Origin of the sequence: Loktanella sp. DSM 29012 (genome assembly GCF_900110705.1) — a bacterium.
GTDB classification, from domain to species: Bacteria; Pseudomonadota; Alphaproteobacteria; order Rhodobacterales; family Rhodobacteraceae; genus Loktanella; species Loktanella gaetbuli.
The window spans coordinates 259,074-272,373 of sequence record NZ_FOEJ01000002.1 but is presented as its reverse complement, the minus strand read 5'-3'; the positions used below and the strand labels follow the sequence as shown (position 1 = coordinate 272,373).

The 13,300-nt window shown below is 61.7% G+C and carries 12 protein-coding genes; 8 read left to right on the top strand and 4 right to left on the bottom strand.

The annotated features are described in order from the left end of the window. Nucleotides 1–480: 480 nt before the first annotated feature. Nucleotides 481–909, top strand: coding sequence for a hypothetical protein (locus tag BMX27_RS16820; RefSeq protein WP_177172665.1), 429 nt, complete (start codon nt 481–483; stop codon nt 907–909). Here the strand turns inward: BMX27_RS16820 and thrS are convergent. Then, nucleotides 875–2,821: a threonine--tRNA ligase gene (gene thrS / locus BMX27_RS05995; protein ID WP_090158971.1), complete on the bottom strand. Its 1,947-nt coding sequence runs from the start codon at nt 2,819–2,821 to the stop codon at nt 875–877. The two genes, BMX27_RS16820 and thrS, sit on opposite strands and share 35 nt — an antisense overlap. 135 nt (nt 2,822–2,956) lie before the next feature. Here thrS and BMX27_RS05990 point away from each other — a divergent pair, with 135 nt between their 5' ends. Genes BMX27_RS05990 through BMX27_RS05975 form a run of 4 tightly spaced genes read left to right on the top strand, consistent with a single transcriptional unit; the run spans nt 2,957 to nt 7,145 of the window. Further along, entirely contained in the window at nt 2,957–4,237 is a 1,281-nt protein-coding gene (locus BMX27_RS05990) for an MFS transporter (RefSeq protein WP_090159203.1), read from the top strand. Next, nucleotides 4,227–4,976, top strand: coding sequence for an alpha/beta fold hydrolase (locus tag BMX27_RS05985; RefSeq protein WP_090158970.1), 750 nt, complete (start codon nt 4,227–4,229; stop codon nt 4,974–4,976). The genes BMX27_RS05990 and BMX27_RS05985 overlap by 11 nt, the downstream gene beginning before the upstream one ends. 51 nt (nt 4,977–5,027) lie before the next feature. Beyond that, nucleotides 5,028–6,374 carry an MFS transporter gene (locus BMX27_RS05980; protein ID WP_256212408.1) on the top strand — a complete coding sequence of 449 codons (1,347 nt, stop codon included), beginning with the start codon at nt 5,028–5,030 and terminating at the stop codon, nt 6,372–6,374. A 60-nt stretch (nt 6,375–6,434) separates the two neighbouring features. Continuing rightward, complete coding sequence (locus BMX27_RS05975; RefSeq protein WP_090158969.1) at nt 6,435–7,145, top strand: alpha/beta fold hydrolase; 711 nt, start codon at nt 6,435–6,437, stop codon at nt 7,143–7,145. Nucleotides 7,146–7,178: 33 nt separating this feature from the next. Here the strand turns inward: BMX27_RS05975 and phaZ are convergent, their stop codons facing one another. Beyond that, nucleotides 7,179–8,453, bottom strand: coding sequence for a polyhydroxyalkanoate depolymerase (phaZ, locus tag BMX27_RS05970; protein ID WP_090158968.1), 1,275 nt, complete (start codon nt 8,451–8,453; stop codon nt 7,179–7,181). Nucleotides 8,454–8,515: 62 nt separating this feature from the next. Between phaZ and BMX27_RS05965 the strand changes: the two genes are divergently transcribed. The 3 genes from BMX27_RS05965 to phaR all read left to right on the top strand — a co-directional run bounded on the left by BMX27_RS05965 (nt 8,516) and on the right by phaR (nt 11,620). Beyond that, complete coding sequence (locus BMX27_RS05965; protein ID WP_090158967.1) at nt 8,516–10,339, top strand: PHA/PHB synthase family protein; 1,824 nt, start codon at nt 8,516–8,518, stop codon at nt 10,337–10,339. 140 nt (nt 10,340–10,479) lie between these two features. After that, nucleotides 10,480–10,929, top strand: coding sequence for a Phasin (locus tag BMX27_RS05960; RefSeq protein WP_090158966.1), 450 nt, complete (start codon nt 10,480–10,482; stop codon nt 10,927–10,929). 136 nt (nt 10,930–11,065) lie between these two features. After that, the gene (gene phaR / locus BMX27_RS05955) at nt 11,066–11,620 is read left to right on the top strand and encodes a polyhydroxyalkanoate synthesis repressor PhaR (protein WP_090158965.1); all 555 of its coding nucleotides are present in this window, start codon (nt 11,066–11,068) and stop codon (nt 11,618–11,620) included. Nucleotides 11,621–11,623: 3 nt separating this feature from the next. Here the strand turns inward: phaR and BMX27_RS05950 are convergent, their stop codons facing one another. Both BMX27_RS05950 and BMX27_RS05945 read right to left on the bottom strand, forming a co-directional pair. Continuing rightward, nucleotides 11,624–11,896 carry a DksA/TraR family C4-type zinc finger protein gene (locus BMX27_RS05950; RefSeq protein WP_090158964.1) on the bottom strand — a complete coding sequence of 91 codons (273 nt, stop codon included), beginning with the start codon at nt 11,894–11,896 and terminating at the stop codon, nt 11,624–11,626. Nucleotides 11,897–11,941: 45 nt separating this feature from the next. Beyond that, nucleotides 11,942–13,243 carry an NAD(P)/FAD-dependent oxidoreductase gene (locus BMX27_RS05945; RefSeq protein WP_090158963.1) on the bottom strand — a complete coding sequence of 434 codons (1,302 nt, stop codon included), beginning with the start codon at nt 13,241–13,243 and terminating at the stop codon, nt 11,942–11,944. Nucleotides 13,244–13,300: the final 57 nt, after the last annotated feature.

The window sequence follows — 13,300 nt, the reverse complement described above, 5'->3', positions numbered from 1 at the left end:
CTTTTGCACGGTTTGTCTATTCCGCGCCGCTCACGGCTCTTCTCGCCTTGATCGACGCAAGCGCAACTGATCAGGCGGCAACACTTTTGCCGCCGCATCTGGGGCTCGCTGTTCTGGACGGCGCGTCGCAAATCCTCGCAACGCTCTGTGTCGTCACTCTGTTTATCCATCGACACTTTGCCGTTGGGGTACCTTTCAAGGAGGCAAAGGTTGTCCTGTCCGCGCTCGTTGCCGTGCTCATATTGGGCGAAAGTTTACCTACGGTCGCCTGGCTGGCACTCTTGTTCGGCCTGCCGGGGGTGCTGCTCCTCTCGGATGAACCGCAGGCCATAGGCCCATGGCACAGTCGTCTGTTCAATCGGGCGGCTGCTTTGGCCTGGGATATGGCATGTTTTTCGCACTATCGGTCGCAGGCTATCGTGGTGCGTCACTCTCACTGGCTTAAGGGGACGTGTTTTTCCGCGCGGTCATCACGCTGGCGTGCGCCACAGCCTTTTAAACGACGGTCATGAGCCTCTGATTGCGGACCACATGAGCTGGTCAGATCACGTCCGTATTTTCGGCATGGCAGGGGCCGGGCTGACCAGCATGGCGGGGTCGCTTTGCTGGTTCACTGCCTCCATGCTGCAGACCGTGGCGCTGTTCTACGGCGTCGGCCAGATCGAACTTTTTTCTGTGCTGATCGGTCCGTTGGTGTTCAAGGAACGGATCTTGGCAAAGGCATATGCAGGCATCGGGCTTCTCATGACCAACATCGTGACGCCGATCATCACGACCCGAGCGCCGGCACGCGCTGTTTTCAAAATATCCCGGGGGTCTGGGGGCAGCGCCCCCACCGAATTTTCGCGAAAATTCGGCCCTCCTTGGCTAATGTTCAGCGCAGATCGGGTGGCGTCGCGTCGTCCTTGAGTGATGCGAGGATTGCGTGCAGATCCATCACCTGCGTCTGCTTTTCGCCCAGCCGCCGCACGGTAACGGTGCGTTCCTCGACTTCGCGCGCGCCCAGCGCGAGGATGACGGGCACCTTGCCGACGGAATGTTCGCGGACCTTGTAATTGATCTTTTCATTACGCGTATCGGCCTCGGCGCGCACACCCGCCTTGCGCAACGCGGCCACGATCTCGGTCGCATAGTCGTCCGCGTCCGACACGATGGTCGCGACGACCACCTGACGCGGGGCCAGCCAGAACGGCAGCTTGCCTGCGTGGCTCTCGATCAGGATACCTATGAACCGCTCGAACGATCCCAGCACGGCGCGGTGCAGCATCACGGGGCGATGTTTGTCGCCGTCCTGCGCGATGTAATTCGCATCCAGCCGTTCCGGCAGGTTGGGGTCAACCTGCAAGGTGCCGCATTGCCATTCACGTCCGATGGCGTCGGTCAGCGTGAATTCCAGCTTGGGGCCATAGAACGCGCCTTCGCCTGGCAGCAGCTCGAAATCATAGCCCGCGGCCTGACAGGCATCGCCCAGCGCCTTCTCGACGCGGTCCCAGCTTTCGTCGCTCCCGATCCGCTTTTCGGGGCGGGTCGAGAGTTTGATCGTCCAGTTCTCGAACCCCAGATCAGCATAGACCGAGGCAAGCAGTTTGATGAATTTTTCCGTTTCGGCCACGATCTGGTCGTTGGTGCAGAAAATATGCCCGTCGTCCTGCGTGAAACCGCGCACGCGCATGATCCCGTGCAGCGCGCCAGAAGGTTCATAGCGGTTGCACGACCCGAATTCCGCCATGCGCAGCGGCAGGTCGCGGTAGGATTTCAGACCTTGGTTGAACACCTGCACGTGGCAGGGGCAGTTCATCGGTTTCAGCGCGTTCACCGTCTTTTCGCGGGCGTGTTCCTCGTCCACTTCGACAATGAACATATGGTCCTGATAGTTGTCCCAGTGGCCGGATTTTTCCCACAGCACGCGGTTCACCACCTGCGGCGTGTTCACCTCGACATAATCGTCGGCGCGCTGTTTGCGGCGCATGTAGTCCTGCAATTCGGTGTAGATCGTCCAGCCGTTGGGGTGCCAGAACACCTGACCGGGGGCCTCTTCCTGCATGTGATACAGGTCCATCTCGCGGCCCAGACGGCGGTGGTCGCGCTTGGCGGCTTCCTCCAGCATCGTCAGATGCGCCTTCAGGTCCTCTTTGTTGGTAAAGGCCATGCCGTAGATACGTTGCAGCATCGCGCGGTCGCTGTCGCCGCGCCAATAGGCCCCTGCGATGGACATCAGACGCCAGGAGTCGCCCGGCACCTGACCCGTGTTTTGCAGATGCGGACCACGGCACAGGTCCTGCCAGTCGCCGTGCCAATACATGCGCAGCGGCTCGTCGCCGGGGATGCTCTCGATCAGTTCGACCTTATAGGGCTCGCCCTTGTCGGTGTAATGCTGGATCGCACGGTCGCGGTCCCAAACCTCTGTGCGGACGTCGTCGCGGGCGTTGATGATCTGTTTCATCTTGGCCTCGATCGTCGCCAGATCCTCCGGCGTGAACGGCTCTGCCCGGTCGAAATCGTAATACCAGCCGTCCTTGATCACCGGCCCGATGGTGACCTGCGTGTCTGGCCAGATCTCTTGGACCGCGCGCGCCATGATGTGTGCCAGGTCATGGCGCACAAGTTCCAGCGCGGGCTCGCGGTCCTTCATCGTGTTGATCGCGATATCGGCGTCCGCCGAGATCGGCCAGGCAAGGTCATAGTGCTGGCCGTTCACCGTGGCGCTGATCGCCTTTTTGCGCAGGCTGGTCGAAATATCGGCAGCCACGTCGCCAGCGGTGACGCCGGCGTCGTATGTGCGTGCATTGCCATCGGGAAGTGTCAGGGTGATCTGGGCCATGTCGGCTCCTCGTCTGTTTGGCGCCTACAGGTGCGCCCGGTTGCGGGATATGTGCGGTCTGAATGGCCTGCACGGGACATGGTGTCAATGCACGACGCCGCACTATGTCTGTCGCAAACCAAGACAGAGGACACCATGCCCCAAGACCTGCCCGACGACCTGTTCGAATATCTCGTTGACGATCCCGATACCCAAGGTGGGCTTTCCGATGATGCCGCCGCGGTCGAGCCGGGCAGTTTCCTGCGCCATGTCTTGTCGCTGTCGGGATCCAAGATCGCGGACGGTCTGATCGATCCCAAACTGGTGCTGTCGTGGCTTTTGACATCGCTGGGTGCAGGGGCGTTTTGGACTGGCCTGCTGGTGCCCGTCCGCGAAAGCGGCGCACTGTTGCCACAACTATTCACAACACCCGTGATCACCCGTCAGACCATCCGCAAATGGTTCTGGGCGGGTGGCGCATTTGTCCAGGGTATCTGCGCAATCCTGATTGCCGTGGCGGCGCTGACGCTGGACGGCAATGCGGCGGGTGCTGTGATCGTGGGCCTGCTGGCGGTGCTGGCGCTGGCCCGGTCGGTCTGTTCCGCCAGTTACAAGGACGTGCTGGGCAAAACCGTCGGCAAATCGCGGCGCGGCACGGCCACGGGTGCGGCCAGCACGGCGGCCAGCGTCGGTGTGATCGTGTTCGCGCTGATCCTGCTGACCGGGATCGGCGACCGCTATGCCGTCGTCATTGCCGCCCTGCTGCTGGCGGGCGGTTTCTGGATCGGGGGAGCTGCCATTTTCGCCACCCTGCGCGAACAGCCCAGCACGGGCGACGCTGCGCGCAGCATCGGCTGGGACCAGTTCAGACTGCTGCGTGAGGACCCGCAGCTGATGCGGTTCATCGTCGTGCGCAGCCTGCTGGTGGGCACGGCACTGGCCCCGCCGTATTTCGTTTTGCTGAACCCGGACTCGGGCTTTGGCCAACTGGGCGCGCTGGTGCTGGCCAGTGCCATCGCCTCACTACTGTCATCCTACGTCTGGGGGCGGCTGTCTGACCGGTCGTCGCGCCGCGTGCTGCTGTACGCGGGTCTTGCGGGTGGGGGCGTGCTGTCTGTCGTCGCCCTGCTGGACTGGCTGGGTGGCATCGGCGCGCCGGGTGTAATTCCGCTGGCGCTGTTCGGCCTGATGATCGCCTACAACGGGGTGCGTCAGGGCCGGTCCACGCATCTGGTCGATATGGCCGACGCAGCCGATCGCGCGCCCTATACGGCCCTGTCAAACACGGTCGTCGGCGTCGTTCTGTTCGCCGCCGGTGCGGCGTTTGCTGGTATCGCCTCCGTGTCGGTGCCCCTTGTCATCGCCCTGTTCGCCGTGATGTGTTGGACAGCAAGCGCCCTGTCGCTGGGCCTGAACGAGGTGCAAGATGACGCATGATACCCTGACCACGCCCGAGGGTCGCCAGATCGCATATCACCTGACAGCGGGGCAGGGTCCGACGGTCGTGTTTCTGGGCGGTTTCAAATCCGACATGGGCGGGACCAAGGCGGTCTATCTCGAAGACTGGTGCAAGTCCCACAAGCGCGCATTTCTGCGGTTCGACTATTCGGGTCACGGCGACAGTTCTGGCGCCTTTACCGAGGGTGCAATCGGTGACTGGTTTCAGGACGCGCAGGCCGCCGTCAGTCTGATCGACGGGCCGCTGGTCCTAGTCGGATCCTCCATGGGCGGCTGGATTTCACTGTTGCTGTCCCGCGCCATCCCTGACCGCATCGCAGGTCTGGTCACCATCGCCGCTGCCCCCGACTTTACCGAAGATTCCATGTGGGCCAATGCCACCCCCGCCCAGCGCGATGATCTGGCGAACAAGGGCCAGATCGCCTTGCCCAGCGACTACGGCGATCCCTACATCATCACCCGCCGCCTGATTGACGATGGCCGCAACCACCTTGTCTTGCGCGACCCTCTGCCATTGCCGTTCCCGACCCGGTTCCTGCAAGGCACCGCTGACGCCGACGTCGATCAATCGGTGGCCCTGCGCCTGCTGGGTCACGCGACCGGCCCCGACATGACCCTGACGCTGGTCAAAGGGGCCGATCACCGGTTTTCCGACCCGACCTGTTTGGACCTGATCACCACCGCGATCTCCGACGTGCTGAACGCAACGTCCGGCTAGGCGGCGCACCTCTTTGGCCCTAGCGTATCGCAGGGCTTGGGAGGGCGCATCATGTTGAGCATGGGACAAAAGGCAGGCTGGGGTCTGGCCGATATGGGCGTAAACGTCTTTGTCGTGGTCAAACAGCTGCTGGTGTTCACCTATCTGACAACGTTTCTCGGTGTCCCGCCGGGTGCGGCAGGTGTCGTCACCTTTGCCGTGCTGGGGTTCGACGTGATCACGGACCCCATCGTGGGCTACTGGTCCGACCGCAGCACCTCGCGCTGGGGGCGGCGGATGCCCTGGATTGCCTTGGGCGCGCTGATCCTCGCGGCGGGGATCGTGGCAATGTTCGCCGTGCCGCAGGGGATGGGCTGGCAGGCCAACGCCCTGTGGGTCACGGCGTTTTTCGCCCTCGCGTCCATCGGGTTTACCTTTGTCACGATCCCCTATGGTGCCATGGCCGGTGAAATGACCCAAGACCCGACCGAACGGTCCACCATGATGGCGTTTCGCATGACATTTGCGTCGCTGGGCCTGTTGATCGCTGGCGCGCTGGTGCCTGCGCTGGCCGGTGATACGCGCGAAGGCTATGCCCGCGCCGTCCTGCTGGTGGCCCCGGTGATCGTGCTGACCATCTGGGGGATGCTGTTTGCCACCCGTCGCGCGCCGACGATCCCGACCCCCGCAACCCAAGGGTTCGTCAGCGTGTTGCGGCTGGTGCTGGAAAACCGGCCCTTTGCCATCCTGACGCTGCTCTACGGCGTGTTCACGCTGGGGGTGGCGCTGATCGCGGCAGGGCTGCAACTGTCCGCGCTCTACCTTGTGACCGACGACGGCACGGGGGCGCTATCGGGTCTTGCAGGGGCGCTGGGCATCTTTTCGACGCTGTTTGCGATGTTCATTGTGGGCTCTGTCATCTCGCAGCCGATCTGGGTTCTGGCGTCACGTCGTTTTGGTAAAACCACGGCACTTGCGCTGGGGATGCTGGCCTATATCGCCGTGCTGCTGGGCATCCGGGCCGTTCTGCCTGCACCGACGCTGGGACCGCTGGCCGGGCTGTTCCTGCTGGCGGGCATGACCAACGGCGCCTATCAACAGGTGCCTTGGGCCATGTATCCTGACCTGATGGACGTGACCCGCCGCAGATCCGGCACCGCAATCGAAGGGGCGTTCAGCGCCGTCTGGCTGTTCGGACAAAAGGTCGCCAACGCACTGGCCCCCTTGCTGCTGGGCCTGATCCTGTCTGTCGCGGGCTGGCGCGCCTCTGACAGCGGGGTAGTCGATCAGACCCCGCAGGCGCTGGCCACGCTGGAAATCGCGCTGACACTTGTGCCTGCCGCGATCTTTGCGTTGGGGATTGTTGCACTTTGGACGCTTTACCGGCCGCGCGTACGCGATATCGCCTCTCACCGCTGACCACGCTTGCCAGCCTGCGCCCTGATTTGACAGGGTAAACAAAAAAAGAGCAGGCCGAACATGCCCGAACCGATTGTTTTTCTTCCGCCCATGCTGTGCGACGCGCGGGCGTTCGCGCATCAGATCATGGCGTTTTCGGCGACCAGTCCCGTGATGTGTCTGCCGACCGGGCTGGCCGACACGATGGAACAGATCGCGCGTGAAATCCTGACGCAGGCCCCGCCAAGGTTTGCGTTGGCGGGTCTGTCGATGGGCGGTTGCATCGCGCTCGAGGTGGTGCGGCAAGCGCCAGGGCGCGTCACGCGGCTGGCGCTGATCAACACCACCGCACAGTCGGAACTGCCTGAAATCGCCGCAGCGCGTGAACCGCGGATTGTCGCGGCCCGCGCGGGTCGGTTTTGTGATGTGGTCCATGCCGAATTGCCACCCAGTGCCATCGGGCAGGGACCGTACCGGTCCGATACGCTGGATGCGATGGGTGACATGGCCCGCGATGTCGGGGCGGATGCCTATGTCATGCAGGCCCGCGCCATGCAGCGCCGTCCGGATCAGACACCAACCCTGCGCAAGATGCGGCAGCCTACACTGGTGCTGAGCGGCGGCGAGGATACGGTCTATCCCCTGCGCCGTCAGCAATTCATGGCTGAGCTGATCCCCTACGCCCAGCACCGCGTCATTGCGGGCGCAGGCCACCTGCCGACGTTAGAGGCACCGCAGGCTGCGGCAGATGCGCTGCGCGACTGGATGCAGCAACCGCTCGTTCTGCGTTGATCAGGCCGCTGCCGTCTGGCGGCAGAGAGGGCGTCAGGCGACCTTGGCCGGATTTGACTTGGGCTTTGACGGGGCGGAACCGGCATTTGCGTCGATGAATTCCAGCACCAACGGCCGGATGTTCTTGCGCCATTTGCCACCCGCAAAGATGCCGTAATGCCCTGCACCCGGTTCGAGATGCGCGAACTTCTTGTCGTCGGGCAGGCCCGTCAGCAGGTCCAGCGCGGCCAGACATTGTCCGGGTGCCGAAATGTCGTCCTTTTCACCTTCGACGATCTTGACCGCGACGGTCGTGATCTTGCCGATATCGACCTTGCGACCCGCGACGGTGAAATCGTTGCGTGCGATGTCGCGGTTCTTGAACACGCGTTCCACTGTCGACAGATAGAATTCGGCAGGCATGTCCATGACGGCCAGATATTCGTCGTAGAACTCGTTATGTTTGTCGTGGTCGGACGCCTCGCCCTTGGCCGTGGCGATGATCTGGTCACGAAAGGCCTTGCCATGCAATTCGCTGTTCATCGAAATGAACGACGTCAGCTGCAGCAGGCCGGGATAGACCCGCCGGCCCACGCCCTTGTATTTGAACCCGACCCGCTGGATCATCAATTCTTCTAGCTGGCCCATGCTGACCGAATGGCCAAAGTCGGTCACATCCGTCGGGTTGGCGTCCGGGTCGATCGGGCCGCCGATCAGGGTCATGGACCTGGGCTGTGCGCTGGGGTCCTCTTCTGCGAGGTAGGCGACGGCCGCGAGTGTCAGCGGCGCAGGCTGACAGACCGCTATGACGTGAATATCCGACCCCAGCTCGCGCATGAAATCGACCAGATACAGCGTCGAATCCTCGATATCGAATTTTCCAGCGCTGACCGGAATGTCGCGCGCGTTGTGCCAGTCGGTGACGAAGACGTCGCAATCGGGCAGCAGGCTGACCACGGTCTTGCGCACCAGCGTGGCATAGTGGCCGGACATCGGTGCGACCAGCAGCACGCGCCGCGTGCGGTCGGGACGGTTGCCCACGCGGAACCGGATCAGGTCACCAAAGGGGCGTTTCATCACCACCTCGGTGGTGACGACCATGTCGGTGCCGTCGGTGTTGGGCAGGGCGGGAATGTTCCAGTCTGGCTTGACCACCATCCGTTCGAACGTGCGTTCCGTGACCTCGCCCCAGGCGCGCAGCCAGTCCATTGCCGGGTTGGCGGTCATGGCCATCAGCGGATAACTGGCAAAAGCACGCGCAGTCGCCCCCATCCACTGGTTTGTATTTCGCATGCTTTCCATCATGTCGTAGGTCATCATATACTTCATGGTGGATACTCCTTGGGTGCGCATGAAATGCTGCACTTGCAAACTAGGGCGGGAACACAGTCATGACAACCAAAGATGTTGGCGATGACGAAACGATGGGTCGCAACCTGGACAAGTTGCAACAGAATCTGTCGCATGTGGACGCGCTGACCCAGCGGCTGGTGGCCGCAATGCAAAAGGGGCGCGCGGTGCCGCCAGCCCTGCAGGGGCCGACCCCTGAACTCTATGCCAAGGCGATGGGTGCCTATTGGTCGGAAATGATCAACGATCCGGCCAAGCTGATCGAACACCAGATGAGTTTCTGGAGCAAATCTGTCACCCATTTCGTCGAGGCGCAGAAAAAACTGTCCGAAGGTCTGATGCAGGCCCCCGAGGACGACGGCCCAGATGACCGCCGGTTCAACCATCCCCTGTGGAAAACAAACCCCTACTTCAATTTCGTCAAACGCCAGTATCAGCACAACGCGCAGGCGATCCAGCAGGCGGTCGAGGATATCACCGACCTTGATCCTCAGGAAAAGAAACGCCTGCGCTTTTTCTCGGAGCAGATCGTCAATCTGTTCTCGCCCACCAACTTTCTGGCCACCAACCCCGAGGCCCTGTCGCTCGCCGTCGAAACCGAAGGCGAGAGTCTGGTGCGCGGCCTCGAAAACCTCGTGCGCGACCTCGAGGCGAACGATGGCGATCTGGTGGTGACACTGGCGGACAAGGACGCGTTTTCAGTGGGTGAAAATCTGGCCACCACACCGGGCGAGGTGGTGTTCCGCAATCCGATGTTCGAACTGATCCAGTACGCCCCCAGCACGGATCAGGTGTTCGAGACCCCGATCGTGATCTTTCCCCCCTGGATCAACAAATTCTATATCCTCGACCTCAAGGCGGAAAACAGTTTCATCAAATGGCTGGTCGATCAGGGTCACACGGTTTTTGTCGTGTCCTGGGTCAATCCCGACGCCACCTATGCGCAAACCGAAATGGCGGATTACGTGAACGACGGGTTCTTGCGGGCGATACAGGCCGTGCAGGAAATCTGTTCGGTGCCACGGGTCAATGCGATCGGCTATTGTATTGCGGGCACCACGCTGTCGTTGACACTCTCGATCCTGAAACAGCGCGGGCGCGATGACGTGAGCAGTGCCACGCTGTTTACCGCGCTCACCGATTTTTCCGACCGGGGCGAGGTCGGCGTGTTCCTCGAGGATGATTTCGTCGACGGCATCGAAAAAGAGGCCACCGCCCGCGGCATCCTCGATTCATACTACATGTCGCGCACGTTTTCCTATCTGCGGTCCAACGACCTGATCTATGGTCCTGCCATCAAGAGCTACATGATGGGCAAGGCACCACCCGCCTTTGATCTGCTGTACTGGAACGGCGATTCCACCAACCTGCCGGGTGCCATGGCGACGGAATACCTGCGCGGCTTGTGTCAGGGCGACCAGTTCGCGACCGACGGATTCGATATTGCTGGCCATACGGCGCATATTTCCGACGTGGACGTGCCGCTGTGTGCGGTGGCCTGCGAAACCGACCATATCGCCGCCTGGAAAAGCAGCTATCGCGGCGTTCAGAAAATGGGATCGAACGACAAGACGTTCATCCTGTCCGGATCTGGCCACATCGCTGGCATCGTGAATCCACCGCACAAGAACAAATACGGGCACTGGTGCAATCCCGACCTGTCGCTGTCCCCCGAGGATTGGTTGGACGGCGCCGAAAAGCGCGACGGCAGCTGGTGGCATCTCTGGCTTGACTGGCTGAACCCGAAATCCGGTGAAATGGTGCCCGCACGCACGCCTGGATCGGAAAAATATCCGCCGATCTGCCCTGCGCCGGGCACTTATGTGACCGCCAAGGTTGACGTAAGGGCAAGAAATCCATCTTGAACAAGGGGTTATGCAAGTGCGGCATTTTATCATGCTGCAGTGCAGAAAAACCTTGAAATGCCGCAGTGCAGCATGTATATCTTTTGGCAGAGAAAGATGCCACGGAAACATCCCTGGCTCCATACCGAAAGGACGTACCAATGGCTAACACTCAAGATTTCACCGCCGTGTTCAAAGACATGATGAGCGCATTCCCCGTCGACACCAAGGCAATGGAAGACGCTTACAAGTCGCAGACCACGCTGGCCGAGAAACTGTCGACCGTGTCGCTGTCTGCCGCACAGGAATCCGCACAGCTGTCCGCCAAATGGGCCGAGAGCACGCTGAAGAAAATGCAGGACCTGTCCAAAGCCAAGGCAGAGCCCGCCGACTACGCCAAGTCGATGACCGACTTTGCATCCGCCAATGCTGAATCCGCAGCCGAGCACATGGCAGCCTTTGCAGAGATCGCGAAAAAGGTTCAGACCCAGACGCTGGAACTGATGATGGCCGCCGGCAAGGACATGTCCGAGGACATGACCGCCGCTGCGAAAAAGGCATCCGAAGAGATGACCAAAGTCACGAAAAAAGCGACCACCGCTGCAAAATAAGCAGTGACCATCGCGACCGATTGGACGCGTCCCTCCGGGGGCGCGTCTTTTTGTTTCGACCATGCCGCAGGTGCTTTCTTTTTTAGCAGATGCGGCATAGCATCGTCGAACTGCCCTAAAACCAAGAGGTTCGACCGTGGCCACCACCGACAAACCGCTTTTGATCAAACGCTACGCCAGCCGTCGTTTGTACAACACCGAAACCAGCGACTACGTCACGCTCGAGGATATTGCCGCATTCATTCGGGATGGACGCGAGGTTCAGATCGTTGACCTGAAAACCGGTGATGACCTGACCCGTCAATACCTTCTTCAGATCATCGCCGAACACGAAAGTCATGGTGAACCCGTTCTGGGTGTCGATCTGCTGACCGATCTCGTGCGTGGCTACACCACGCAGGCCGCATCGGTCGTGCCCGATTTTCTGGCCGCCAGCTTCGAGATGTTGCGCAGTGGACAGAGCAAGGCCATGGAAAACATGACCAGCATGAACCCGATGGCAAACATGCCCGGTTTCGACGCCATGCGTGCCCAGCAAGAGGCGTTTTTCAAAGCAATGTCGGGTGGTCTGACCGGGGCAGGGCAGGCAAAGAAGCCCGTCGAAAAACCCAGCACATCCAATGACGATCTTGACACGATCAAGGCGCAACTGGCCGAGATGCAGGAAAAACTGTCAAAACTGGGCAAGTGATGCCTATTTCAACTGGCTGTCCTTTGATCCGCGTCGGTTGAAGCCACCGCTGTGCACCCTGTTGCGACCGTCGCGGTCCTGCTGACAGTACACGCACAGCGTGACACCCGGAATGGCCGCGCGTCGCCGTTCGGGAATAGGGTCTTCGCATTCAGCGCAATGGGTCAGGCTTTCGCCGCGCGTGCCTTGTCGCGCCTTCAGGCGCGCCAGTTCGTCCTGAATAGACGCCTCGATCTGTTCACCGACCGCGCCGTCCCTTGTCCATCCACCGGCCATGTCGTCACCTCCATTAGGGTAGGGATTTAACATAGGGTCGACAGGCTAGATTCCCAACCGGTCGCGTAGGGAATACCAGGTCATCGCCAGCGCCAGCAGCGGTGCGCGCAAGGCCGCACCGCCCGGAAACGACGGCACGGGCAGTTGCGCCATCACATCGAAACGGTCGGTCTGGCCGATGATCGCTTCGGCCATCACGCGCCCGGCAAATCCTGACAGCGCGACACCGTGGCCGGAAAATCCCGCACCTGACAACACGTTCGGGGTCACCCGTTGCAGCGCCGGCAGGCGGGTCATCGTGATGCCCAGCGTGCCACCCCAGACATAGTCCAGCGGCACATCGCCCAATTGCGGGAACAGCAACAGCATCCGTGCGCGCAGCGCGGTCTGGATATCGCGCGGGAACCCGATGGAATAGCTTTCGCGCCCACCAAACAGCAGGCGACGGTCCTCTGACAGACGGAAATAATTCACGACGAATTTCTCGTCTGCGACCGCGATATCGCGGGTCAGAATCTGGTCGGCCAGATCGCCCAGCGGTGCTGTCGCCCCGATAAAGGAATTGATCGGCATCACCTTGGCCGCGACGGCGGGGGCGATCCCCGGCAGATAGCCATTGCCCGCCAGCACGACATGATCCGCAATTACGTGACCGCGCCCGGTCTGCACCTTGGCCGGTGTGCCATGGGCGATATGATGCACCTCCGACCCCTCGTGGATCACGACACCAGCCGCCGCGGCCGCACGCGCAAGCCCCAGGACATAGCGCAGCGGATGCACGTGGCCCGCCCCCATGTCCAGCGCGCCACCGGCATAGGGTTCGGCCCGGACGATGGACTGGAACGCGTCCCGGTCCAGCGGTTCGGTCCGGTAGCCATAGGTCTTGTCCAGATAATCCGCCTCGGCGTGGACCTTGGCCCGCGCCCCATCGGAATAGACGCCGTAGGCCACGCCTGGGGTATAGCGTGCATCTGGGGCGTGTTCGGCGACCGCATCGCGCAGGTCGGATTTGGCCTGTTCCGACGCATCCCACAGCGCGCGGGCCGGGCCGTCGCCCAGCTTGGCGGCCAGATCCTTTTGACCCCAGTTGTAACCGCTGCTGACCTGTCCACCGTTGCGCCCCGACGCGCCGAAACCGGCGCGATGCGCCTCCAGCACGACGACACGGCGGCCTGCCTGTGCCAGCCGCAGGGCCGCGGTCAGACCGGTGTAACCTGCACCAACCACGACAACATCGGCCCGCACCTCTCCGCGCAGTTCGGCACGTTGCGGCGGAATATCGGCGCTGGCGGCATACCAGCTGTCGGGAAACACACCGGGCCGGTCGTTGCGATACAGCGGGTTCATGGCAGCAGCCCAAAGGTCGATGCCAGTGCCATCCCCAGCGCAAAGACGCAGAACGCC